Annotated in this window: 25 protein-coding genes and 1 tRNA gene; 12 read left to right on the top strand and 14 right to left on the bottom strand. The window is 63.2% G+C overall.

Features of this window, described 5'->3' with window-relative positions; all coding sequences use genetic code 11:
* Window positions 1-43: 43 nt before the first annotated feature.
* Window positions 44-1,078 (bottom strand): aldo/keto reductase, encoded by a 1,035-nt coding sequence (locus ACIQUG_RS28230; RefSeq protein ID WP_402325552.1) that lies wholly within the window; start codon window positions 1,076-1,078, stop codon window positions 44-46.
* A 129-nt stretch (window positions 1,079-1,207) separates the two neighbouring features.
* On the opposite strand from ACIQUG_RS28230, the gene ACIQUG_RS28225 reads away from it, so the two are divergent.
* On the top strand, window positions 1,208-2,119 hold the full coding sequence (locus tag ACIQUG_RS28225; RefSeq protein WP_402325550.1) for a LysR family transcriptional regulator: 912 nt from the start codon (window positions 1,208-1,210) through the stop codon (window positions 2,117-2,119).
* On the opposite strand, the gene ACIQUG_RS28220 is transcribed toward ACIQUG_RS28225, so the two are convergent.
* The 4 genes from ACIQUG_RS28220 to ACIQUG_RS28205 all read right to left on the bottom strand — a co-directional run bounded on the left by ACIQUG_RS28220 (window position 2,091) and on the right by ACIQUG_RS28205 (window position 6,577).
* Window positions 2,091-3,908, bottom strand: coding sequence for a GGDEF domain-containing protein (locus ACIQUG_RS28220; protein ID WP_402325548.1), 1,818 nt, complete (start codon window positions 3,906-3,908; stop codon window positions 2,091-2,093). The genes ACIQUG_RS28225 and ACIQUG_RS28220 overlap by 29 nt on opposite strands.
* A gap of 452 nt (window positions 3,909-4,360) precedes the next feature.
* Window positions 4,361-5,128: a VOC family protein gene (locus ACIQUG_RS28215; RefSeq protein ID WP_402325546.1), complete on the bottom strand. Its 768-nt coding sequence runs from the start codon at window positions 5,126-5,128 to the stop codon at window positions 4,361-4,363.
* A gap of 129 nt (window positions 5,129-5,257) precedes the next feature.
* Entirely contained in the window at window positions 5,258-5,734 is a 477-nt protein-coding gene (locus tag ACIQUG_RS28210; RefSeq protein ID WP_043610693.1) for a DUF1579 domain-containing protein, read from the bottom strand.
* A gap of 114 nt (window positions 5,735-5,848) precedes the next feature.
* On the bottom strand, window positions 5,849-6,577 hold the full coding sequence (locus ACIQUG_RS28205) for a DUF899 domain-containing protein (protein ID WP_402325544.1): 729 nt from the start codon (window positions 6,575-6,577) through the stop codon (window positions 5,849-5,851).
* Window positions 6,578-6,638: 61 nt separating this feature from the next.
* On the opposite strand from ACIQUG_RS28205, the gene ACIQUG_RS28200 reads away from it, so the two are divergent.
* Entirely contained in the window at window positions 6,639-7,085 is a 447-nt protein-coding gene (locus tag ACIQUG_RS28200) for a MarR family winged helix-turn-helix transcriptional regulator (protein ID WP_402325539.1), read from the top strand.
* 11 nt (window positions 7,086-7,096) lie between these two features.
* Here ACIQUG_RS28200 and ACIQUG_RS28195 read toward each other — a convergent pair whose 3' ends face one another.
* Window positions 7,097-7,570: a MarR family winged helix-turn-helix transcriptional regulator gene (locus tag ACIQUG_RS28195; protein WP_402325537.1), complete on the bottom strand. Its 474-nt coding sequence runs from the start codon at window positions 7,568-7,570 to the stop codon at window positions 7,097-7,099.
* 95 nt (window positions 7,571-7,665) lie between these two features.
* On the opposite strand from ACIQUG_RS28195, the gene ACIQUG_RS28190 reads away from it, so the two are divergent.
* On the top strand, window positions 7,666-8,073 hold the full coding sequence (locus ACIQUG_RS28190) for a GFA family protein (protein ID WP_402325535.1): 408 nt from the start codon (window positions 7,666-7,668) through the stop codon (window positions 8,071-8,073).
* Window positions 8,074-8,208: 135 nt separating this feature from the next.
* Window positions 8,209-8,613 (top strand): GFA family protein, encoded by a 405-nt coding sequence (locus tag ACIQUG_RS28185; RefSeq protein WP_402325534.1) that lies wholly within the window; start codon window positions 8,209-8,211, stop codon window positions 8,611-8,613.
* An 18-nt stretch (window positions 8,614-8,631) separates the two neighbouring features.
* Here ACIQUG_RS28185 and ACIQUG_RS28180 read toward each other — a convergent pair whose 3' ends face one another.
* Together ACIQUG_RS28180 and ilvD are read right to left on the bottom strand one after the other, a co-directional pair.
* Complete coding sequence (locus ACIQUG_RS28180; protein WP_077959723.1) at window positions 8,632-9,060, bottom strand: lipocalin-like domain-containing protein; 429 nt, start codon at window positions 9,058-9,060, stop codon at window positions 8,632-8,634.
* A gap of 160 nt (window positions 9,061-9,220) precedes the next feature.
* Window positions 9,221-11,059 (bottom strand): dihydroxy-acid dehydratase, encoded by a 1,839-nt coding sequence (gene ilvD / locus ACIQUG_RS28175; protein ID WP_205237774.1) that lies wholly within the window; start codon window positions 11,057-11,059, stop codon window positions 9,221-9,223.
* A 301-nt stretch (window positions 11,060-11,360) separates the two neighbouring features.
* Here ilvD and ACIQUG_RS28170 point away from each other — a divergent pair, with 301 nt between their 5' ends.
* The 4 genes from ACIQUG_RS28170 (at window position 11,361) to ACIQUG_RS28155 (ending at window position 13,377) form a co-directional block, all read left to right on the top strand.
* Window positions 11,361-11,849, top strand: coding sequence for a hypothetical protein (locus ACIQUG_RS28170; protein ID WP_402325531.1), 489 nt, complete (start codon window positions 11,361-11,363; stop codon window positions 11,847-11,849).
* 11 nt (window positions 11,850-11,860) lie between these two features.
* Complete coding sequence (gene dapA, locus ACIQUG_RS28165; RefSeq protein ID WP_402325529.1) at window positions 11,861-12,799, top strand: 4-hydroxy-tetrahydrodipicolinate synthase; 939 nt, start codon at window positions 11,861-11,863, stop codon at window positions 12,797-12,799.
* Window positions 12,800-12,877: 78 nt separating this feature from the next.
* Window positions 12,878-13,069: a hypothetical protein gene (locus ACIQUG_RS28160; protein WP_402325526.1), complete on the top strand. Its 192-nt coding sequence runs from the start codon at window positions 12,878-12,880 to the stop codon at window positions 13,067-13,069.
* Window positions 13,070-13,101: 32 nt separating this feature from the next.
* On the top strand, window positions 13,102-13,377 hold the full coding sequence (locus ACIQUG_RS28155) for a hypothetical protein (protein WP_402325525.1): 276 nt from the start codon (window positions 13,102-13,104) through the stop codon (window positions 13,375-13,377).
* 79 nt (window positions 13,378-13,456) lie between these two features.
* Here ACIQUG_RS28155 and ACIQUG_RS28150 read toward each other — a convergent pair whose 3' ends face one another.
* The 3 genes from ACIQUG_RS28150 to cpdR1 all read right to left on the bottom strand — a co-directional run bounded on the left by ACIQUG_RS28150 (window position 13,457) and on the right by cpdR1 (window position 15,420).
* A complete protein-coding gene (locus tag ACIQUG_RS28150; RefSeq protein ID WP_402325523.1) occupies window positions 13,457-14,149 on the bottom strand; it encodes an alpha/beta fold hydrolase in 693 nt (230 codons plus the stop codon).
* A gap of 570 nt (window positions 14,150-14,719) precedes the next feature.
* A tRNA-Val gene (locus ACIQUG_RS28145) sits at window positions 14,720-14,794 on the bottom strand.
* 260 nt (window positions 14,795-15,054) lie between these two features.
* Window positions 15,055-15,420 carry a response regulator CpdR1 gene (gene cpdR1 / locus ACIQUG_RS28140; RefSeq protein ID WP_034786813.1) on the bottom strand — a complete coding sequence of 122 codons (366 nt, stop codon included), beginning with the start codon at window positions 15,418-15,420 and terminating at the stop codon, window positions 15,055-15,057.
* Window positions 15,421-15,620: 200 nt separating this feature from the next.
* Between cpdR1 and ACIQUG_RS28135 the strand changes: the two genes are divergently transcribed.
* Both ACIQUG_RS28135 and hisN read left to right on the top strand, forming a co-directional pair.
* Window positions 15,621-16,502, top strand: a complete 882-nt coding sequence (locus ACIQUG_RS28135) for an N-formylglutamate amidohydrolase (RefSeq protein WP_402325521.1) — start codon at window positions 15,621-15,623, stop codon at window positions 16,500-16,502.
* Window positions 16,503-16,936: 434 nt separating this feature from the next.
* Window positions 16,937-17,710: a histidinol-phosphatase gene (gene hisN / locus ACIQUG_RS28130; RefSeq protein WP_402325701.1), complete on the top strand. Its 774-nt coding sequence runs from the start codon at window positions 16,937-16,939 to the stop codon at window positions 17,708-17,710.
* A gap of 112 nt (window positions 17,711-17,822) precedes the next feature.
* Here the strand turns inward: hisN and ACIQUG_RS28125 are convergent, their stop codons facing one another.
* Window positions 17,823-18,788, bottom strand: a complete 966-nt coding sequence (locus ACIQUG_RS28125) for an alpha/beta fold hydrolase (RefSeq protein WP_402325519.1) — start codon at window positions 18,786-18,788, stop codon at window positions 17,823-17,825.
* A gap of 388 nt (window positions 18,789-19,176) precedes the next feature.
* On the opposite strand from ACIQUG_RS28125, the gene ACIQUG_RS28120 reads away from it, so the two are divergent.
* Window positions 19,177-19,638, top strand: a complete 462-nt coding sequence (locus ACIQUG_RS28120; protein WP_034786801.1) for an Hsp20 family protein — start codon at window positions 19,177-19,179, stop codon at window positions 19,636-19,638.
* A 94-nt stretch (window positions 19,639-19,732) separates the two neighbouring features.
* Here the strand turns inward: ACIQUG_RS28120 and ACIQUG_RS28115 are convergent, their stop codons facing one another.
* Window positions 19,733-20,725 carry a bile acid:sodium symporter family protein gene (locus ACIQUG_RS28115; RefSeq protein ID WP_402325516.1) on the bottom strand — a complete coding sequence of 331 codons (993 nt, stop codon included), beginning with the start codon at window positions 20,723-20,725 and terminating at the stop codon, window positions 19,733-19,735.
* A gap of 95 nt (window positions 20,726-20,820) precedes the next feature.
* Between ACIQUG_RS28115 and ACIQUG_RS28110 the strand changes: the two genes are divergently transcribed.
* Entirely contained in the window at window positions 20,821-21,678 is an 858-nt protein-coding gene (locus ACIQUG_RS28110; RefSeq protein WP_402325514.1) for a LysR family transcriptional regulator, read from the top strand.
* A gap of 9 nt (window positions 21,679-21,687) precedes the next feature.
* On the opposite strand, the gene ACIQUG_RS28105 is transcribed toward ACIQUG_RS28110, so the two are convergent.
* Window positions 21,688-22,734: a threonine aldolase family protein gene (locus tag ACIQUG_RS28105; RefSeq protein WP_402325512.1), complete on the bottom strand. Its 1,047-nt coding sequence runs from the start codon at window positions 22,732-22,734 to the stop codon at window positions 21,688-21,690.
* Between the last annotated feature and the right edge of the window lie 516 nt (window positions 22,735-23,250).

The following is a 23,250-nucleotide window of genomic DNA, read 5'->3' as shown; positions in this document are numbered from 1 at the left end:
TTCGCACGCCAGTGCGGGGCGTGCGAAAGCGGTTGCCTGACGATCAGACGATCGGCGGATTGATCCGCGCGAAACCCTCCTGGCGGTAGTAGGGGAAGTAGGGGTAGGCCGGAGTCGTGTTGCTCGCCGCGTCGAGCCGGGCGATCTGTTCCCGCGACAACGACCAGCCGACGGCGCCGAGGTTCTGGCGAAGCTGCTCCTCGTTGCGGGCGCCGATGATGACGCTCGAGACCGTCGGGCGCTGCAGCAGCCAGTTGATGGCGATCTGCGGGATCGTCCTGCCGGTTTCCTCCGCAAGCTGGTCGAGCACGTCGACGACATCGTAGAGCTTTTCGTCATCGACCGGCGGGCCGAAGGCGGCTGTGTCATGCAGGCGGCTTCCTTCCGGCCACGGCTGCCCACGCCGGATCTTGCCGGTCAGGCGCCCCCAGCCGAGCGGGCTCCAGACCAGCGCGCCGACACCCTGGTCGGCGCCAAGCGGCATCAGTTCCCACTCGTAGTCGCGTCCGACAAGCGAATAGTAGACCTGGTGGGCGACATGGCGCACGAGGCCGTGCTTCTCCGACGCCGCCAGCGATTTCATCAGCTGCCAGCCGGCGAAGTTTGAGGCGCCGACGTAGCGCAGCTTGCCGGCGGTAACGAGACCGTCGAGGGTAGAGAGCACCTCCTCGACCGGCGTTCCCGCGTCGAAGGCGTGCAGTTGCAAAAGGTCGATGTAGTCGGTGCCGAGCCGCTTCAAGGCATCGTCGACGCCCTTGACGAGGCGCGTGCGCGACGTGCCAGCGTCATTCGGGCCGTCGCCCATCGGCAATGCCATCTTGGTGGAGAGGAGCACGGCATCGCGCCGGCCCTTGATGGCTGCACCAAGCACGCTCTCGGATGCGCCGTCGGAATAAACGTCGGCGGTGTCGAAGAGGTTGACGCCGGCCTCGAGCGAGATGTCGATCAGCCGCCTGGCTTCCGCGGCGTCGCTGTTGCCCCAGGCGCTGAAGAGCGGCCCCTTGCCGCCGAACGTGCCGGCGCCAAAGCTCAAGGCAGGCACTTTCAGTCCCGATGATCCAAGCCGTCTGTATTCCATGTCGTCAAACTCCTCGTTGGATTTGTCTTTGCGAGACCGGATGTCCGCTCGCCCACGAGGGGAAGGTGGTGTCGTTGCGATTTGCGATGTAGACATGATGAAAGAACATCATTTGTGAGTTGAAGTCACATGTCGCGCTTATCGATCAATCGTTCGGGGGAGATGGCGGTTTTCGCCAAGGCGGTGGAACTCGGCGGTTTTTCGGCCGCCGCAAAGGTCTGCTGTATGACGCCGTCGGCCGTCAGCAAGCTCGTCCAGCGGCTTGAAGAAAGGCTTGGCGTCCGGCTCGTCAACCGCTCGACGCGGCGGTTGCAGCTGACGGCGGAGGGCTGCGCCTTCTACGAGCGGGCGGTGCGCATCCTTGCCGATATCGACGAGGCGGAGCGCGAGGCGGGTTCAGGCGAGACGCCGGAGGGCCGCGTGCGTCTGAACGTCAGCGCATCCTTTGCGGTGCATGTGCTGATGCCGGTGCTGCCGGATTTTCTTTCGGCCTTCCCGTCTGTCTCGCTCGACATCTTGCAGACCGACGCCGTGGTCGACCTGATGGCGGAGCGGGCCGACATCGCCGTGCGCGCCGGTCCGCTGAAGTCTTCAAGCCTGATCGCCCGCAAGCTCGGCAGCACGTCTATGACGATCGTCGGCGCGCCGTCCTATCTTCAACGGTTCGGCACGCCCGAGAGTGTTGAGGATCTCGAAGCGATGAACAGGCTGAGCCATAGCTACGCCCGTTCGATCGATGGCTGGCCACTCCTGTCGAACGGGGAGCCGATTAAGCTGGCACCGACGGAGCAGGTCCGCGTGAGTGACGGCGAGGGCTTGCGCCAGCTTGCGCTCGCCGCTGTCGGCCTGGCGCGACTGCCGACGTTTACGGTCAAGGAGGATATCCGTTGCGGCCGGCTGACGGCGGTTGCCGAGCATTTGAACCCGGGCGACATCGAGGCCTTTCATGCGGTGTTCCACGGGCAGGGTGGAGCCCTGCCGGCGCGTGTGCGGGTGGTGCTCGATTTCCTGGCTAAGCGCGCGCGGATTTCATCGCCTTGAACGGCGAGTGCGCGGCTTCGTCTGGCTGGCCGCAGACGCGATTTCGGCCTTCGGACTTGGCGCGATAGAGTTCCGTATCGGCAAGTTCGATCAGGTGCTTCCAGCCACCGTCCGCGCTCCGGCCTTCGGCCACGCCGAAGCTGGCGGTAACATTCAGCTTCTGTCCGTCGGCAATGACGATCGTTTCGCGTGCGAGGTTGACCCTGATCCTTTCGGCAAGGGCAAGGGCGGATTCGATGCTGTCGCCGGGCGTGATCACGGCGAACTCCTCCCCACCGAAACGGGCGACGAGATCGGAATTGCGCACGGAATTGCGGATGATGCGTGCGGTTTCCTGAAGCACGATGTCGCCGATCAGGTGGCCGTGGGTATCGTTGATCTGCTTGAAATGGTCGATATCCATCAGGATCAGACAGGCGTCCTGATCCTTGCCGTCCGTGTCTTCCGCGCCGCCGATCAGCTCCAGTGCGCGCCGATTGAGCAGGCCGGTCAATTCGTCCGTTTCCGCCTGGCGCTCGAGATGCTGCATCAGCAGGGTGCGCTCGTCGAGGCGCTGGCGCAGGATGTCGATCGCATCGAACAGGCGCCCCATTTCGCCTTCTCCGCCCTTGCCCTGGAGGCGCGGGATCGGGCGGTCGTTGGCAAGCTCGATGATGCTGTGGCGCGCAAGGAGCAGCGGTTCGAAGACCAGCGAGCGGGCGCGGCGCATCAACACCAGGAGCACCAGGAAAAGCGAGAAGGTCGCAAGGCTCGCGACGGCGAGCTTGATCGACGCGCGCGTCTTGTTGGCCGACAGGCGCTCGACGGTCGAATCCATGAAGGCGCGACGCAGATCTTCAAGCGGTTTCATCTTCGGGACGAAAATGTCGGTGAGCTGTTCGGCGGTCAGCGGGTAGTTGCCCGAGCGTTTGCCGACGGCGACGATGTTGTCGATGATCGCAAGACCTTCGCCGAAGAATTCGCGGTCGATCTTGGCGAGATCGCCGATCTTCGCCGGATCGAGGCCAGGAAGCGCGCCCGGCTTGCCGACGATCGCCCAGACCTCCTGCAGCCTGCCGCGTGTGCGTTCGCTGTCGGCCAGGTTCTTGATCGCGAGCGGCTTGCCGACGGCAACGGGCGCCATGACCTGCGAGCCGAGGCGACCACCGTCTTCACGCAGATTGGCGAGCATCTGGGCCGCAAGAGCAATGCCCGCAAGGTTCGGGTCCGTATTGGTCAGGCGCTGAATGTTCCAGTCGATCGCGGGGCGGAGCGCATCGATCACGCCGAACATGGCCTCGATCGACCCTTCGATTTCGGCCAGGTTCCGCTCTTCCGGCGGAAGGGCCGCAATGCGATCGACTTCCGCACGCGCAAGCATCAACCGACGGTGCACCTCGACCAGGATGGGCGAGAGTGCGCCGGCCGGTTCGGAACGACTGGCATTGTCGATGTCGGCGGTGATCTCGGCGAGTGCCGCGTCGCTGCGGGTACGAAACTCCGCCAGCCGCGCCTGGACGGTGGACCCGGGCGCCACGCCGAGGCCGAGCATGCCGTTCGACGGACCACGTTCGGCAGAGAGGTAGTTCGCGGCGTCGAGGACGCGGCAAAAGGCCATGACTTCCGTCAGATTGCGGCGCGCGATGACGAAATCGCTGTAGGACGCGGCGATGATTTCGGTCGCAAGAATGCCCGTGCAGGCAACGACGATGGCCACCAGCCATTGGAGCTTGCGTCGCAGGGCCTTGGCCGTGCGTGCTTCCCCGACGCCCATCTGAGGGGACGCATAGCTGCTGCCCTTATTGCTCATCTGCGCGAAGTTGCTCCACTCATGTCGCCGCTCGTCGTCTCGACAGTCACGACAAATTCTTGTCGCCCGACAAGAAACCCATCCGAAATCAGTGTGCTTGTCGCCCCTGTTATCGTATAAGATGTTAAATAAGCTTGAAATACCCTGAAATACTAGGGGCTAATCCGCAACCGAGGGATGCGTCCGGCGCAGGGCAGGCCACGGCTTTGGTGGCCTCGGTGTTCGCTTTCCGATCCATGATCGCAATAAAACAGGCCCGTTTTCTTGCTGAAAGCGGGCCTGGACTTGGTCTGCCGTGATTTTACTTCTGTAACTCTTCACGGCAACGTGATCTGTGCTGCGGCTGGAGTGCCTCCCCTCATATCAAATCCTCAAAGGTCGCCGTGGCACTTTAATCTGCTGCGTGTCTTTTGCCTTAAATCGACGAGGATTTAAGGAGACATGCACCAGTCTCAGCGCCTCGGCCCGACCAGTGCGAAGAGGGCGCCTTGCGGGTCGAGCGCCTGAACAATCCAGGCCCCTCCAGGGACTTCCATCGGCTCCAGCACGATCTTGCCGCCGCCAGCCTTGATGCGTTCGATGGCGGCATCGATGGCCGGCACGTTGATGTAGTAGAGCCAATAGGGCGCGGGCACTTCCTTCGGCTTGGTCATCATCCCGCCGATCGGGGCGCCGCCATGGGCGAAGATCTGGTAGATGCCCATCTCGCCCATGTCCATGCCCTGGTCCTTGGTCCAGCCGAAGAGTTCGGAATAGAAGGGAAAGGCAGTGTCGAGGTCGCCGGAGGCAAGCTCGTGCCAGCCGATCAATCCGGGAGCCATCGGGTCGGTGACCGGCGGTGGATCGCCCGTCCCCTTGAAGACCGAGAACACCGCGCCGTGCGGATCGGTGACGACGGCGAAACGCCCGATGCCGGGGATATCGTCCGGCGCCCGGTGCACCTTGCCGCCCTTGGCGGCGATGCTGGCGGCGATCGCATCGACATCGTCGACGCCGATGTAACCGAGCCAGGCGGGTGGCACGTTCATTTCAAGCGCGCCTTCCGGCATGGTCATCAGGCCGGCCACCGGAATCTCGCCGACGTTGAACAGGGTGTAGCTGATGCCGGCCATGCCGGAATCGGCCGCACTCCACCCGACGACATCCTTGTAGAACGTTTCGGCGGCCGCCATGTCGGTTGTCATCAGCTCGTACCAAACGAATTTGCCGTGATCTGCCATTGCCTTCCTCCGATTGCCTTGGCGCGGCGTATTTCGCGCCGCTTGGTTGCCTGTTCGAATGAACTGTCGCCGGGTCAATCCGACCGGATGTGTGACCGGAAAGCCGAAGGCCGGCCGCCAGCGTCGCTTTCAATCCCGGCGCAGGTACTCCGCGGTCATCAAATCTTTCCAGCGTCCGTCCGCTGTCTGCATCTGCGCCGTCAGTAGCCGCCGGGATGGACCGTCAAGCGTGATGACATCACGGTAACGCGCGGTCCGGTCGGGGGTCTCGAAATCCGGCCCTTCGCAGGAGAGGGAGAGGGACGTGCCGGCCGCGTCCAGTTCGCCGTCATAGATCCACATGTGCTTCATCATCGATCCGATCCATGTGCCGACGTAACGCCCGGTCTGCGGATTGAAGCCGAGCGTCATCAACGTCTGGCCGAAACTGCCACCCGGCATCGTTCCCTGACCTTCGCAGACGATCCAGAGGCCCTCGAGCGACCGGACATGTTCGGTCCAGGGGCCGCTGCCGTCGGGCTCGCCATCGGATCCGGCCGTCCGAACGTGCCAGTCGCCTAGCAATTGCTCAAGCCAGCGGTGCGGTTCTTCCGGTTCTGCTCTCACGGGATTTCCTTGTTGGGCACAGGGTTCGTCCGGGCACAGGCAATCGGCCCGGCAGGCGAGCGTTCTCAAAACGATTTCGCGGGCGAAAAGTTCCGCCCGCTGCGGATGCGAAGGTCAGCCCGCCTTGCGGCCCGGTTCCCGGTCGTATTCGTCGTGGCGCCGGACGAAGTCCATCGTACCGTCTTCGTTGCGGCCCTTCGGCGCGCGGTCGAGCAGCATCAGTGTGCCCACCAGTTCCTCGAGCCCGCGGGCATAGGACGAATAGGTGTGGTAGACCGTGCCGTCCTCGCTCTTCTGGAAGGCGCTGAGACCGGGCAGTTCCTCATGCGCATTGGCGCTTTCGATGTCGGTGAAATTGTAGCCGACCTTGCCACTGGCGAGTTCGTCTGCCGAAAAGGCCACATGGAAGTCATGGTTGAAGCCGTTGCCTTCCGCCGAGACCCAGGGGAAATGCCAGTCCATGCGTTTCTTGTAGGCTTCGATTTTGACCAGCGGCGCGTTCGATGCGGCGACCAGCGTGACGTCGTGATGGTTGAGGTGCGGCAGCATGCCGGCGAAGTGATCGACCAGGAACGAGCAGCCGGGGCAGCCGGCCTCCCAGGTGGGGCCGAACATGAAATGATAGACCATGAGCTGGCTGCGGCCGTCGAAAAGCTCGGGGAGTGATCTGCGGCCCGCCGGCGTATCGAAGACGTAGGTCTTTTCCATCTTCACCCAGGGCAAGGCCAGCCGGGCGGCATTGACCTTGTCGCGTGCGTGGGTGTGTTCCTTTTCCAGCGCGAGCAGGTCTCTGCGCGCCTTCAGCCACTCTCCAGGCGATACCACTGCGTGGTCCTGTCTCATGCCCGTTCCTCCTTCCAACGTTGCACTTGACTATTTACGTTGATATCAACATTAATCGGTCATGTCAAAAATGCCGCTCGTTTCGTTCGATACCACCCTGCATGTGAAGGACACCTGCCTCTGCCTGCATGTGCAGCGTGCCGCGCGCGCCCTTGCCCGCCGGTTCGACGAGGGGCTGCGCCCGCTCGATATCACCAACGGACAGTTCTCTCTGCTGATGTCGCTCAACCGCCCGGCGCCACCCAACATGGGCTCGGTGGCATCGCTTCTCGCCATGGACCGGACGACCTTGACGGCGGCGCTGAAGCCGCTGGAACGGCGCGGCCTGGTCGAAAGCTTCCCGGATGCCGACGACCGGCGGTCGCGCCGATTGCGGCTGACGCCGGAAGGGCAGGGGCTGCTGGCGCGTGCCGTGCCGATCTGGCGAGAGCTCCATGAGGCGCTCGATCCGGTGTTCGGGGACGGTGGTCCGGACCGCCTGCGTGCGGATCTCCTAAGGCTGGCCTGACCGGCAGTCGGTCAGTCCTCGGACGGCTCTGGCGTGGGGCGCTCCCTGAGCACCTCGATCACCTCGGCGATCAAGGCGGAAGCCTGGCGTAGCCGCCTTTCGCCGAGCGCGCCGCCCAGGCCATCCGCCCAGGCCGCCTGCCGCTCCTTGATATCGTGCAGCGCCGTTTCTCCCGCCGCGGTCAGGACCATGAGCTTCGCCCTCTGGTGGGTCGGGTTGTCCCTGTAGGCGATCAGTCCTTCGGCCTCCAGGAGATCGGCGATGCGCTGCACCCCCTGGCGCGCTAGACCGAGCGCGCGTGCCGCATCGGCCACCGACATCGGCGCATGGTTCGCCGCAGCCAGCACCTGCCAGCGGGCGCTCGTTTGTCCGGAAGGTTTGGCGAGCGCGTCGCCGGCCTGCGTCAAGGGGCCAGCCAGCCGCAATACCGATATGGCGAACTCCGCAAAGGCGTCTCCGGCGGGTGTCCGATCAGGATCTTTCATGTTGACAGCACCAGCGTCGTGTGAATGTTTATGTGACATCATGTTGTCATGATGCAGTTGTTTCAGCAAGTCATTTTAGCAAGGGAGATGAGAGCATGGCGAGAAGGACTTACAGCGGCGGTTGCCATTGCGGCAAGCTCAGATACGAGGCGACTTTCGATCTCGATGCCGGGACGACGCGATGCAATTGCTCGTTCTGTGGCAAGGCCCGCTACTGGGGTGCGCAGGTCCAGCCGGAAGATTTTCGCCTCCTGTCGCCGGAAGACCAGGTTGGCCGGTATCAATTCGGCGCCAAGGTGGGCAACCACCGCTTCTGCCCGGCCTGCGGCATCGCCTCCTATAGCCATGGTTATGTCGAGGAACTCGGCGGCGCCTATTACAGCGTCAATGTTGCCACGCTGGACGATGTCGATCCATCGGTCCTTGCCGAGGTGTCGGTGCAATATCTGGATGGCCGGAACGACCGATGGGATCAAACGCCCGCCGAAGTCCGTCATCTCTGACGCGTGCCGGTCCATAATTGACAATATGTTGTCAATATGGCACTTGCATTGCATGAGCTTCACCCGGCAGGCGTATCGCCTGCCGGGTGGGCGGCAATATGGGGGCTGACCGGCCCGAGAGCAGGAGCGACAGCTATGAAACTGACCCACAAAGGAAGCTGCCATTGCGGAAACATCCGCTATGAGGCCGATATCGACCTCGATGCCGGCACCGGCAAATGCAACTGCTCGATTTGCTGGAATCGGCGCTACTGGGGGGTGGTTGTGAAGCCCGACGCCTTCCGGCTGCAGTGCGACGAAGCGAACATCGCCGACTACCAGTTCGGCAGCAACAGCGTGCATCACCGCTTCTGCCGGACCTGCGGCGTTGCCGCCTTCGGTCACGGCTACATCGAGGAGATCGGCGGCGCCTACTATTCCGTCAACGTCGCCTGCCTCGACGATCTCGACCCCGCGGTGTTGGCCGAAGCACCGGTGCAGTACATGGACGGGCGCAACAACAACTGGTTCCACGCGCCGGCCGAGACGCGTCACCTCTGACGCCCGTGGCCAAGCTGGTCACATCTTGCGAAATTCGAGGTGGTAGATGACCTCCTCGCCGGTTGCCGGGTCCACGCCCGGCGCACCATAGATCACCAGCTTATCGCCTTGCAGGACGAAGGGGCGGATCAGGTCGGAGACGCCCCAGGCCGGGTTCCAGCTTGCCTCGACATGATGGATGATCCGGCCGTCCTTGAGCGAATAGGAGCCGGAATAGGCGAGCATGGAATCAAACAGTGCCGCCTTTTCGTCGTGAGAGGGCACGAGCCCTTTGAGCTGCGGCCGATCGCGCTTCACCACGACGGCAGTCATCCGGCCATCCGGAAAATACGAGAGATAACCGATGGGATCAGGGCCCATGGCATCGCTGACCTCGCCAGTGGCGACGACCTCGCGCGTCCAGGAAAGCATCTTCCAGGTGCCGAGCAATCCAGACTCGTCCGCCATGATCCACCTGTATGATTTTAGGGTGAACTAAAATAACAGATGGTTCCTGTCCGGCAAAGCCGGGCCTATCCCTAGGACGAGATCAAAGAAAAGGGCCCCCGCCGCGCGGGAGCCCTTCGTTGTTTCTTGCGCCGCTCGGGCGCTGCCAGAACGCGGCTGGTCAGTGCTCGCCGAGGTCGCGCACGGCGCCACGGTCGGCGGAGGTGGCGAAAGCCGCATAGGCCTTCAGCGCCGTTGTCACCTTGCGCTTGCGCTGTTCGGTCGGCTTCCAGCCCTGGGCGTCCTGCTCGGTGCGGCGCTTGGCAAGTTCCGCCTCGTCGACGCGCAGGCTGATCGTGCGGTTCGGGATGTCGATGTCGATCATGTCGCCTTCGCGCACCAGGCCGATCGTGCCGCCATTGGCTGCTTCCGGCGAAACGTGGCCGATCGACAGGCCCGAGGTGCCACCGGAGAAGCGGCCGTCGGTGATCAGTGCGCAGGCTTTGCCGAGACCCTTCGATTTCAGGTAGCTCGTCGGATAGAGCATTTCCTGCATGCCCGGGCCGCCCTTCGGGCCTTCATAGCGGATGACGACGACGTCGCCAGCCTTGATCTCGTTGGCAAGGATCGCCTTGACCGACGCGTCCTGGCTTTCAAAGACGCGGGCAGGGCCTGAGAACTTCAGGATGCTCTCGTCGACGCCCGCGGTCTTCACGATGCAGCCGTCGATGGCGATGTTGCCCTTCAAGACGGCGAGGCCGCCATCCTTGGAGAAGGGATGTTCGACCGAGCGGATGACGCCCTTTTCGCGGTCGGTGTCGAGTTCGTCCCAGCGAGCTTCCTGGCTGAACGCGACCTGGGTCGGGATGCCGCCCGGTGCCGCGCGGAAGAAATTGCGGACCGTTTCGCTCGACGTGCGGGTGATGTCCCAGCGGTCGATGGCGTCGCCGATCGTGGCGCTATGTACGGTCGGGCAATCGCGGTTGATGAGGCCGCCTTTTTCCAGTTCGCCGAGGATCGACATGATGCCGCCGGCACGGTGCACGTCTTCCATGTGCACGTCGCTTTTCGCCGGCGCGACCTTCGACAGGCACGGAACCTTGCGCGACAGGCGGTCGATGTCGGCCATGGTGAAATCGACCTCGCCCTCATGGGCGGCCGCCAGAATGTGCAGCACGGTGTTGGTCGAGCCGCCCATGGCGATATCGAGCGCCATGGCATTCTCGAACGCCTTCTTGGAGGCGACGTTGCGCGGCAGGACGCTGTTGTCGTCCTGCTCGTAGTGGCGGCGGGTGATGTCGACGATCAGGTGGCCGGCTTCGACGAACAGGCGCTTGCGGTCGGCGTGGGTGGCGAGCGTCGAGCCGTTGCCGGGCAGCGACAGGCCGAGGGCTTCGGTCAGACAGTTCATCGAGTTGGCCGTGAACATGCCGGAGCAGGAGCCGCAGGTCGGGCAGGCGGAGCGCTCGATGACCTTGACGTCTTCATCGGAAACATTGTCGTCGGCTGCGGCGACCATGGCGTCGACCAGGTCGAGCGCGTGCGTCTTGCCGTGCAGCACGACCTTGCCGGCTTCCATCGGGCCGCCGGAAACGAAGACGGCGGGGATGTTGAGGCGAAGTGCGGCCATCAGCATGCCGGGGGTGATCTTGTCGCAGTTGGAGATGCAGACCATGGCGTCGGCGCAGTGCGCGTTGACCATGTACTCGACGCTATCGGCGATGATCTCGCGCGAGGGCAGCGAATAGAGCATGCCGTCGTGGCCCATGGCGATGCCGTCGTCGACGGCGATGGTGTTGAATTCCTTGGCGACGCCGCCGGCAGCCTCGATCTCGCGGGCGACGAGCTGGCCAAGATCCTTGAGGTGCACGTGGCCCGGCACGAACTGGGTGAACGAGTTCACCACCGCAATAATCGGCTTGCCAAAATCGCTGTCCTTCATGCCCGTCGCGCGCCAGAGGCCGCGGGCGCCGGCCATGTTACGGCCGTGGGTGGTGGTACGTGAGCGATAGGCAGGCATGGCATGTTCCTTCACGGACAAGGGGTATTGCTCGGGAATGGCGATCCCTGATCGCCACCGAATGGGCTACCTAGCGCAAAATTGCGTGCGCGTCATCTTTTGCGTCAGATTATTTCGACGCCGCGCGCGCTGTCGCGCCGGGCTTTCGCCTGTTCGGAAACCAAATCTAGACCGCGGCCGGCGTCTTCCACAACACCCACTTAAGCGCTTTACGGAAATCTTATGCCGCGCGCCCGAAGTCGCAATCGAAACCGGACGCCTGCCGGGTCTAGCCTTGCCGCATCGAATAGGGATGCGTGCCATGTCTCTTCAGGATTTCAACATCCGTCGTCATATTCTTCCGGCCCTGCGCGAGGTCGATGTGGACCAGGAGTTGACCGGCGAAACGGTTGCGCAAGCGCTCGATGCGCTGATGCTTCGACTGACCGCCGTTCGCCACCTGCGCGAGCACCATGTCTGGGAGGCGGTACGGGTGATTGCGGACCTACCGGATCTTGCTGCTGGAGAATGGCCGTCGCGCCGGTTCCGTGAACTGATGGCCGCCGATGCACTGGTCGATGCCGTCATCCAGCTGACGTCGGCGACCGAAGCGAAACTGTGCCTTCGAACGCTCAATCATGAGTTCGGCCTGTGGACCTGCGCGCTGCGCTATCAGCCACCGGGCGCCGGCCGGATCACCTTCAAGGCGCGACATGTCGACCTTGCCGCGGCGATCCTTGGCGCCTTCCTGCGCTCCTGCCGTGCTCATCAGCTTGCGGCCGCTGCCGGCCGCGGCCAACTTCCCACCTGAAGGACATTTCCATGAACATGAATTCGCTGCGCCTCGAAGGGGCGATTACGGCGCTTGTCACGCCGTTTCGGGACGGCAAGGTCGATGTCGTCGCGCTGATGTCGCTCGTCGAATGGCAGATCCGCCACGGCATTTCCGGCATCGTCGCCTGCGGCACCACCGGCGAAGCGCCGACGCTGTCGCGTGCCGAGCGGGCGCTGGTGATCGAGCGCTGCGTCGAGGTGGCGGAGCGCAAGATCCCGGTTATCGCCGGAACCGGTACCAACAGCACAGCGACGACGATCGAGCTGACGGCGGAGGCAAGGACGCTTGGCGCGGATGCGGCGCTCGTCGTTGCGCCCTACTACAGCAAGCCGTCGCAGGAGGGGCTCTATCGCCACTTCGAGGCGGTTGCCCGGGCGGTGGACCTTCCCATCATCATCTACAATGTGCCCTCGCGCACCGGGGTCGATCTCGCCCCGCGGACGATCGAGCGGCTGGCGGAGCTTCAAAATGTCGTCGGCATCAAGGACGCCACCGGCGACGTCGGCCGCTTCCTGTCGTCGTCGCCGGCCCTGAAGGCCAGGCTCAAGCAGCTCTCGGGTCACGACCAGACGGCGCTGCCGTTCAATCTCTGCGGCGGTCACGGCACCATCTCGGTGGCGTCCAATGTCGTGCCGCGGCTGGTGGTCGCCATGCATCAGGCCGTCACGACCGGAAATGTCGCCGCGGCGCTCGCCCTTCATGAGCGCCTGCGGCCGCTGCTCGCGGCGCTGGAGCGCGAGACCAATCCCGGACCTGTGAAATACGCACTGCACCTGGTGCGGGCGCTCAGCCCGGAGGTGCGCCTGCCGCTGACAGCGGTGGCGCCGGAGACGGCGGCGGAGATCCGCGCGGCGCTCGAACCGCTGACCGAGCTTCCAGCCTCCACCCGGATCGGCCGCGGGGTGCGCATCGCGCTCGCCGGCTGACGGCACGTCCTCACCCGGATTCTGCATGCCCAATTGCCGCGGCGGCGCCCGCATCCATCTCACCCGAAAGGAAAGACCATGTCCCGTTTTCCCCATCTTGCCGCGCGCGCTGCCGGGCGCCGGCGCATCGAAAGCAGCGAGCGCGCGGAGCACCTTCCGCCCAAGGACAGCGCCGTTCGCGATGCCTTTCTCGGCATCGGCATCCGGCTCGCCATCGTGCTCGGCCTTGCCTACGGGATCCAGGCCGCACTGCCGTGGATCGCCGGTTAAGCCGTCTTTTCCTCAACAAGGATTGTTCGATCATGGGCAGTATGCAGCAGATCCGCCGTGGTTTCCTCGCGCGGGCGCGTTTCGTCGTCGGCCGCGACCGGCACGGCTGGTGGGTCGTATCCGACCGCAAGGGCCTCGTCGGCGGCCTCTTTACCAATGAGAGCGCCGCGATCCATTTCGCCGTCGAGGCGAGCGACCGTCATCCGGAGGAGGTGTGCCGGGCACCGGAAGGGGCGGCGATCGATCTCGATACGTTTTCGCGCGGGCCGAGGGCCACGCGACAGCGCCGGCGCGGCGCCTATGCCTGACGTCCAACGAGACAGAAGGAACCCCGTCGGCTCGGAGCCGACGGGGTTTCTCTTGTCGGGACGCTGCGCTTCCGGACGTTCAGCCGAGCGAGGCGATCGCCTCGTCGATCAGCGCCACGATTTCCTTGGCGTGCGAGGCAAGGGAGGCGTGGCTGGCGTCGAGCGTGATGATCTTCTTCGCCTTGATGCGCTCGGCCATCCATTGTTCGGTTTCCGGCGGGATCATGTGGTCGTGGCGCGAGACCTGGTACCAGCTGGGTTTCGTCTTCCAGGCGGGAGCCCCGGCCTTGTCCTCGAAGCAACGCCCGGCGATCGGTTTCTGCGCGACCGCCATGACCAAAGCTTCGGTCTCGCTCAGATCCTGGCCGAAACTCTCACGGAACGTATCCTGCGCCAGCCAGAGGAAGCCGTCCTTGTCGGGGCGGATGCTGGCGGCACCGGACGGCGGATCGCGCCTTGCGAAGATGCTGCCGAGGCTGTCGCCCTCATCCGGCGCGAAAGCGGCGACATAGACCAGGCCGACGACGTTGGACGCGTGGCCGGCGCCGCTGATCACCGCGCCGCCATAGGAGTGGCCGACGAGCAGTGTCGGACCTTCCAGCGATTCCGCCAGCTTGCGGGTGCGCTCGACGTCGTCGGCAAGCGAGGTCAGCGGGTTTTGCACCGCCGCGATCCTGTAGCCCTTGGCGTGCAGCGGCGGGATCACGTGGCGCCAATGGGAGGCATCGCCCCAGGCGCCGTGCACAAGCACGATATTCTTGACTGCCGGCATGGTCCGTTCCTTTCGCTCGAATGGAGAGGTGCTCGGTTCGGCAACACACTCGTCCCTGGAGAGGTGTGCGAGGATGCTGCCCGTCGTCTGTTCGGTGGCTTGCTCAGCCTTGCGCTCGGCGCTTGGCAAAGCGTTGAGATTGCAGCCCGAAATTAGGGCGACAAGACGTGCCTTCCATGACGCAAGCCACAAATTTTCGTGACGGAAGACCGACCCTTGGCTCGGGTAGCCGCGACAGCAGTCAGTGTCAGTCATGTTGAGGAGGAACGGGGTCCCAGAGCGGCGTATTGGGGCTACGGGGCATCGCCCTGGGACCAGTTGCGTCCAGGAGGCGGGCTTGCTTCCGGGCGCATCGGCATCAAGTCACCACGAAACCGATTCGACAATGCGCCCCGGACCTTTGCTGTCCCCTGTCGGACCAAAGTCTGAGCGCCGGCTGTGGGCAATGAGGTGGGGAGCGCCTTGATCGAGGCTGCTGCTGCGATCGGGTCGTGCGCAAGTTGAAGGCCGGAAGAAATAGGAGAATCGAAAAAGGCCTTTCGATTTCTCGAAAGGCCTTTTGAATTCGAATGGTGGGCGTGACAAGGATCGAACTTGTGACCCCTACGATGTCAACGTAGTGCTCTCCCGCTGAGCTACACGCCCATCCGATGTGGCGCATAGACCACAAAAGCCGTTGCCGCGTCAATAGGGTTTTCGAAGGTTTTTTGACAGAAATTTAGAGGCGGCGATTTTCCCCACGGGAACGGCGTCGATGCGACGAGGACGAGAGCCCGGATTTGCTGGGTTTCCGCTAAGGTATTGAAACGAAAAGACCGCCGGAGATCCCTGTGGATCTCGGCGGTCGGTCCGAAGTCGCATTCTTTACAGTCGCGGAACGGCGCGCCTGTGGAAAACTGTCTAGATCAGGCCGCAGCCAGCATCTTGTTGACCTCGTCCACAAGGTCGCGCAGGTGGAAGGGCTTGGAGAGCACCTTGGCATCCTTCGGCGCCTTGGAGTCCGGGTTGAGCGCAACCGCGGCAAAGCCGGTGATGAACATGACCTTGAGGTCCGGGTCGAGTTCCGTCGCGCGGCGCGCCAGCTCGATGCCGTCCATCTCGGGCATGACGATGTCGGTCAAAAGGAGCGAGAACGGTTCTTCGCGAAGCCGGTCGTAAGCGCTGGCGCCGTTGTCATAGGACATGACCTTATAGCCGGCCTTTTCCAGCGCCTTCACCAGGAACCGGCGCATGTCGTTGTCGTCTTCGGCAAGAAGGATTTTCGCAGTCATGAATTGGGCCGTGCTTCTCTTTATTCAGTTCATTGCGCGTAGATTGCGGCGTTTTATCCAAACCGCAACGCGGTAAATATCTCGTGAACGCGGGACGTCAATTCCCCGGGATGCTGTGATTGGCCACTATGGACACAGAGCGGGCCAACTGGCAACATGATGACAATTGCAAGTACCGCATATGGTAAAAAAGGGTTCAGATGGGGGAAGTTGCGGAGAGGGAACTGTTCGAGGTCCTTGAACCTCCAATCCAGCGCATTCCCTTTGTGTTCAATTCGCCGCATAGCGGTCGGTCCTATCCCCAGAGTTTCCTCGACCAGTCCAGGCTCGATGCGCTTTCGATTCGCCGGTCGGAAGACCACTATGTCGACGAGCTGTTCCAGAACGCGACGTTCCTCGGCGCGCCGCTGCTGCTTGCACATTTCCCGCGCGCCTTCCTCGACGTCAACCGCGAGCCCTACGAGCTCGACCCGCGCATGTTCGAGGGATCGCTGCCGCCGCATGCCAACATCAGCTCGATGCGCGTTGCAGGTGGGCTCGGAACGATCCCGCGGCTGGTAGCCGAGAACATGGAGATCTATCGCGGGCGGTTCCCGGTCGAGGATGCGCTGACGCGGATCGAGACGATCTACAAGCCCTATCACGCCACCTTGCGCAAGCTGATCGCCCGCACCCATGTGCAGTTCGGCCTGTCGGTGTTGATCGACTGCCATTCGATGCCGGGCAATGTGCATCTGCCGGGCAGCGGCCAGCGACCGGATTTCATCATCGGCGATCGATACGGCACCAGTGCTGCCGGCGAGCTTTCGCGTGCTGCCGTCGATCTGCTGCAGCAACTCGGCTACAGTGTCGTGCGCAACAAGCCCTATGCCGGCGGCTTCATTACCGAGCATTACGGCCGGCCGACGCGCGGGCTGCACGCGCTGCAGATCGAGATCAACCGGGCACTCTATGTCGACGAAACGACGCTGGTGCGCAAACCCGGCTTCGGTTCGCTGGTTGCCGACCTCACGACCTTCATCGGCTCGCTTGCCCGCCACGTCGAAGACTACGGCGCTTATCTGCCGCTGGCGGCCGAGTAGCCTTTCCTAGAAACCAGGAAGAACAGACAAGGGTGGCGTCCAGCACGGTGCCGGCGGCGCTTGGTATTTTCTGTAGGGGAGGTTCAAAAAAAACCGCGCCAACGGCGCGGTCAAGTCTAGGGAGGAAACACCCAAGGAGGGTATTTACAGTCACAGGTGACTGTACGAAAACCATAATATTGCACTGCACAAATGTCAAGTTTGCCGGTGAAAACTTTTGCATCGCGTCAAAAGTTTTTCAGCCGAAAATGGCGAATCAACCGATTGAATTCGCCAAAGGCGCGTTTGAAGCGCAAAGCGACCGTGGTGCAGTGCGAAACGCGTCCGCCCTGACGCCGACGAGGCCCGCAGATGGGCGTGCTCGGTCGTTTGCCTTTCGACAAATTTCGTCTATTCAGGACGTACCTTCCTCCATGTTTTTCAGAGAGATCGCCATGTTGCCTGACCGCGCCTTCTTCGATCGTCTTGCAGATGCCGCCAAGGCGGAAACCCTGCCGCGCTTTCGGATCGGGACCAGCGTCGTCAACAAGCTCGAAAGCGGCTTCGATCCGGTGACGGAAGCGGACCAATCGGCGGAAGCGGCGATCCGCGCGCTGATCGAGGCGCATTTTCCGGAGCACGGCATTCTTGGCGAAGAGCACGGCAATGTCGGTCTCGACCGCGAATATGTCTGGGTCATCGACCCGATCGACGGCACGCGCGCCTTCATTTCCGGCCTGCCGGTCTGGGGCACGCTGGTGGGCCTCTATCGCAATGGCGATGCGGTCATGGGCCTGATGGACCAGCCTTTCACCGGCGAGCGCTACTTCGCCGACGGCACGAAATCGATCTACCGTGAACCGGGTGGCGAGCAGGTGCTTTCGACGCGCGCCTGCAAGTCGCTGGACGACGCAGTGCTTTTCACCACCTCGCCGCACCTCTATTCCGGCGATCTCAAAACCCGCTACGAGGCGGTGCAAAGCAAGGTGCGGCTGTTCCGCTACGGCTGCGATTGCTACGCCTTTGCGCTTCTGGCTGCCGGCCATGTCGATCTGGTGATCGAATGCGGGCTGAAACCCTATGATGTCGGTGGGCTCATTCCGCTGATCGAGCAGGCCGGCGGTATCGTCACCAACTGGCAGGGCGGCCCGGCGGAAATGGGCGGCGAAGTCATTGCGGCCGGCAATGCCGAACTGCACGCGCAGGCGCTGGAAATCCTGAAGGGCTGATGCGCGCTGCGCCTCGCGCAACGGCTGCAGATATCCGTAAAATCACAGTGTTACAGAGACCTTCGTACGTCCGATAGGGCGTGCGGCGTTGTCGGGAGCGCGAGCGCTGGCTTCAGGCGGCGGTGGTTTCGCGCGCGTCGCCTTCTTCGGGGATGACGAAGGCGAGGATCGCCGCCATCGCCTGGGCGCGATAGCGGTCCGCCTCGTGCAGCAGTTCATGCCGGGCGCCATCGATCGGGATCATCTGGGCGGCGCGGAAGTTGCGCGCCAGCCATTCGACGGCGACATGGGGCACCAGCCGATCGGCCGTCGGTGCCAGGATGATCGTCGGCAGGGTGATGCGGGTCAGATGTTCGCGGCGGAGGATCCGGCGCATGGCGTGGAAAGCCTCGCTCAGCCAGCGCGCCGTCGGGGGCCCGAGCCTCAGTTCCGGATGCGCGTCGGTCAGCGCTATGTTGCGGGCGTAGCGGCGGCGGTCCGCTGTCAGCACGTTGTTTTCGAAGGGGCGATTGCCCTTGTCGGGGTGTGCCGGCAGGGCGCCGAGGCCGACCAGCCGCATGAAGGTCGCGACCATCGCAATGCTCCTTTCGCCGAGCGCCTGGCCGCCAAGGCCGACGAAGGGGGCCAGCACCGCCAGCCGGTCGATGCGGCTTGCCAGCATCGGTGCGAGCGACAAGGCCACGAGCGCGCCCATGGAATGGGCGACGATCGAGAAGGGCAGGCGGGTATCGGGCAGCACGATCTGTTCGAGGAAGGTGCTGAGATCGCGCTCGTAATCGGAGAAGTGGTCGACATAACCGCGTCCGGAGTGCGTCAGCAGCCGCTCGGAGCCTGCCTGGCCACGCCAGTCGAAGGTAGCGACCCAGAGGCCGGCCGCAGTCAGATCGGCGATCGTCTCGAAGTATTTCTCGATCGATTCGTTGCGGCCTTGCAGCAGCACGACCGTGCCGCGCGCCACCGGCTGCTTGGTCTTGAAGATCGCATAGCGGATCTTGCGGCCGCCGATGCCATCGAAAAAACCTGCGACATGATTGTCCGGGATCGGATTGTCCGGTGTCGCGTGGAGGATCGAGGTCATGGGGTCGTGGCCGGAGGTGAAAGCGTGTTGATCGATAGCATCAAGGGATAGGCGGCAGGGTCTTCGCCGTCAAAGAAAAAAGCCGGAAACGGTGGGTGAAATCCGGACGATCACCGTTTCCGGCCGCTGAAGGGGAAGGGACATGTCACTTCAGCCTGGGCGTTGCGGCCCAGGATTTCGTTTTAGTCCCGCCGGGCTGAACGGCAGCCGAAACCGGCGTTCATGTCGGGTTCACGGAAAAATCGTCGGCGGGCGCGTCTTGAAGTCGTCAAATCGCCTCCCCAAATCAGGGTCACGGGCGCCAAAGACGGGTCCGTTCACCGGTCCTGCCACTGCCAGAATGGGGTGGCCGACCAGACATCGCAAACGTTGCTCCAAGGAGGACACCATGCGTCACTTCGATTTCTCCCCCCTTTACCGTTCCACCGTTGGTTTCGACCGCCTGTTCACCATGCTCGACAGCCTCGGCCAACCCGGTGAAGCCCAGACTTATCCGCCCTACAACATCGAGCGCACCGGCGAAAACGCCTACCGCATCACCATGGCCGTTGCCGGTTTCGACGAGAGCGAGCTTTCGATCGAGGCGCGTGAACACACGTTGACGGTCAAGGGCGAAAAGGCCGAGGACAAGGGCGAAGAAAGCCAGTTTCTCCATCGCGGTATTGCCAAGCGCGCCTTCGAGCGCCGCTTCCAGCTCGCCGATCACGTGGAGATCAAGTCGGCTTCGCTGAAGAACGGCTTGCTGCATATCGACCTTACCCGCGAGATCCCGGAAGCCGCCAAGCCCCGCCGGATCGAGATCGCGTCCGTTGCATCGCAGCCGAAGCAGATCGAGGCCCAGACCCTCTAAACATCATGCCCGACCAGGGCACGAAACAGACCTCCCACAAAGAACGGCGTCCATCAGGGCGCCGTTTTTTGTTGTCGGATCAATCAGGGTTGGATCAGGTCTGGGCCGGCACCGGCACCGCGGAGGTCGCCGCTTTCCTCGCTGCGTAGCGCTGCGCGATCACCGCGCAGGCCATCAGCTGGATCTGGTGGAACAGCATGACCGGCAGCACGATCGCGCCGATGTTCTGGCCGGCGAAGATGGCGCTTGCCATCGGCACGCCGCTCGCCAGGCTCTTCTTCGAGCCGCAGAAGGTGATAGCAATCTCGTCGGCCTTGTCGAAACCGAGCAGGCGGCTGCCATACATGGTGACGGCGAGCACGATCGCCAGCATGACGATTTCGATGACGACGAGCACACCGAGATCGGTCAGCGAGAACGTCTGCCACAGGCCCGACGTCACCGCCTGGCTGAAGGCGAGATAGACGACCATCAGGATCGAGCCGCGATCGACCGGAGCCAACAGTCCCTTGCGGGCGCGGATCCAGTTGCCGATCAAGGGCTGCAGCATCTGGCCGATGACGAAGGGAGCGAGCAGCTGCAACAGGATCTGCTTGACCGCGTCGAGCGTGACGGTGCCATGGCCGCCGGCGGAAAACAGCAACCCGACGAGCAGCGGCGTCAGGAACATGCCGAAAATGTTGGAGGCCGACGCCGAGCAGATCGCCGCCGGCACGTTGCCGCCGGCCATCGAGGTGAAGGCGATCGACGACTGCACCGTCGAGGGCAGCACGCAGAGGAAGAGGATGCCGGTATAGAGCGACTGCGGCAGGATCGATTCCGGCACGAAACCGATCGCAAGGCCGATCAGCGGGAAGAGCACGAAGGTCGAGGCGAGGATCGTCAGGTGCAGCCGCCAATGCAGGATGCCCGCGATCACCACGTCGTGCGACAGGCGCGCGCCGTGCAGGAAGAAGACCATGCCGACGGCCACCTTCGTCGCCAGTCCGAACCACTCGGTTGCCTCGCCATGGATCGGCAGGACGGATGCAAGCAGCACCGTCGCCAGAAGCAGGATCGTGAAGGTATCGGGAAGGTAGCGGCGCATCTCAGCTCACTTGCTCGTTAACGAACGTCTTGCGGGGATCGCTCATTGTGAAGCAGGATGCAAGGAATAACAGTTATCACGAAATGAGATGAGCCATGTTGGATCTCGTGCAGTTGCGCAGTTTCGTCGCCCTCGAACAGATGGGCAGTTTCACGCTTGCAGCGGAAAAACTGTCGCTTGGGCAATCGACGGTCAGTCAGCATATCCAGCGGCTCGAGGCTTCGCTTGGGCGCACACTCGTCGACCGCGACACGCACCGCGTTTCGCTGACGGCGGACGGGCAGGCGTTGCTTGCCCATGCGCGGTCGATGCTGGCGATCGACGGTGAAGTGCGGGCGCTGTTTGCCGAAAGCAGCTTGCGCGGCCGTCTCCGCCTCGGGGTCTCCGAGGATTTCGTCATGAGCCGGCTGCCGGCGGTGCTCGAAGATTTCGTGCGCGCCCACCCGTCGGTCGACCTCGAACTGACGGTGGCCCTGAGTGGCGTGCTCTACCAGATGCAGGACAATGGCGAGATCGACCTCGTGCTCGCCAAGCGCCGCCTCGGCGATATCAGGGGCGAGCTCGTCTATCGCGAACCGCTGGTGTGGCTGGCGCGCGATCCCGAAAGGATCAAGCGTGACAAGGTGCTGCCGCTGATCGCCTTTCCGCCGCCGAGCATCACCCGCAGCGTCGCGCTCGAAGTGCTCGACCGGAACCGCCTGCCGTGGCGGATCGTGTGCACCTGCGGCAGCCTTAGCGGCCTGACGGCGGCGGCCCGCGCCGGCATGGGCGTGCTCGTGCAGCCGCGCAGCATGGTGCCGTCAGGGCTGAAGGAAATCCCTGCCGGCCTCCTGCCGCCGCTCGAAGACGTGGAATTCGTGCTGGTGCCGAGCAAGGGCGTCGACCGAAAGCTGAGTGCAGCACTCTCGGTCGAAATCCTCGCCAATCTGAGGACCCTGCAAGGGCAGGGTTGAGGGAAGGGGTCAGCAGCCGGCGACGAAGCGGTCGATGTCCTCGGCCTTGGTCGCAAAGCTGGTGACGAGGCGATAGAGCCCCTCGTTCTTGGCAAGCTTGCCCTCGAGATCGTGCGGCACCGGCCAGTCGTAGAAGACGGCGCCATCCTGCCTGAGCTTCGTCGCCACATCCTTGCTGATGATGGCGAAGACCTCGTTGGCATCGGCCTGCCAGGCAAGCCGGCTCGACTTGGAGGCGGCAATGCCTTCGGCGAGACGCGTGGCCATGGCGTTGGCGTGACGGGCGAGGTTCAGCCAGAGATCGCCTGCGAAGTAGGCGTCGAACTGCGCCGAGACGAAGCGCGACTTGGAAAAGAGCTGGGCGGAGCGCTTGCGCAGGAAGTGCATCTCATGCGCCTTGGAGAGGTCGAACAGCACCAGCGCCTCGGCGCACCAGCAGCCGTTCTTGGTGCCGCCGAAGGAAACGAGGTCGATGCCGCGCTTCCAGGTCATTTCGGCGGGCGTGGTGCCGAGGCTGACGAGCGCATTGGCAAAACGCGCACCGTCCATGTGCAGCGGCAGCTTGTGCGCCTTGGCGACGGCCGAGATCGCCTCGATCTCAGTGAGCGAATAGACCGTGCCGCTTTCCGTCGCCTGCGTCAGCGATACCGCACTGGGCTGGCCGCCGTGGACGTTGTCGAGCGGGAAGCGGCGGATCTCGGCTTCAAGGCGGGAGGCCTCCATCTTGCCCCGCGATCCGTCGACGGGTTTCAGTCGGGCGCCATGCGAAAAGAACTCGGGCGCACCGCATTCGTCAGCGATGACATGGGCCTCGCGATGGCAGAAGGCGACACCGCCGGCGCGGTTGGCTGTTGCCAGCGCCAGCGAATTGGCGGCCGTCCCGGTGCCGACGAAGAAGACGGCGACCTCCCTTTCGAAAATCTCCGCGAACTTCTTTTCCACCTTCCGGTCGAGCTCGCTGGTGCCATAGGCCGATGCGTAGCCGCCGGCATGCGCCATCAGGCTTTCGGCGATCGCGGGATGGGCGCCAGCCCAGTTATCAGACGAAAAAATCATCACTTCTCACCCTGTTTCACCGTCATTTCGACGGCTTTTGCCGACCTTAGCCGAGTTTATAGCCGGATCAATCACGGTGAGAGGCCGAAAGGCCAACAGGAGACCAGTTTGAAACCAAAATGAAGAAAACGACGATATGCCGTAATTAAATTATAAAAGCCGGAAATTTCCGGCAATGTTCGGCAAAATCTTCTCTATTATTTGCTGATATGCCTCTTGCGGAGGGGGGTGGTTTCTGGCATAGAGCACATGAAATAGGACAGGTTTGCTGTCCTATTTCGGTCTAGGGACCGGAACAATCGCCGTGAGTGCCTAAAAAAGTGGCAGCCGGCGTGCGAAGCGGGAGGATTAACCGGATTTCATCCGGTTGTTATCGCCTGCCGTCAGGATGGTCGCAGACATCAGTGCCTGATGATGCCGTGCTTATTTGCGACCTGATCAGGATCATGAGACGATGAGTGCCCCGGCTTTTCGGCGTGCCTTTGCGCGCAACGAAGAGTCATGCGCGGGCGGTGC

This window comes from Ensifer sp. NPDC090286, assembly GCF_044769565.1.
Taxonomy (GTDB): Bacteria; Pseudomonadota; Alphaproteobacteria; order Rhizobiales; family Rhizobiaceae; genus Ensifer.
Note: the sequence above shows the minus strand (reverse complement) of the source record. Positions and strands in the feature narration are given on the sequence as shown.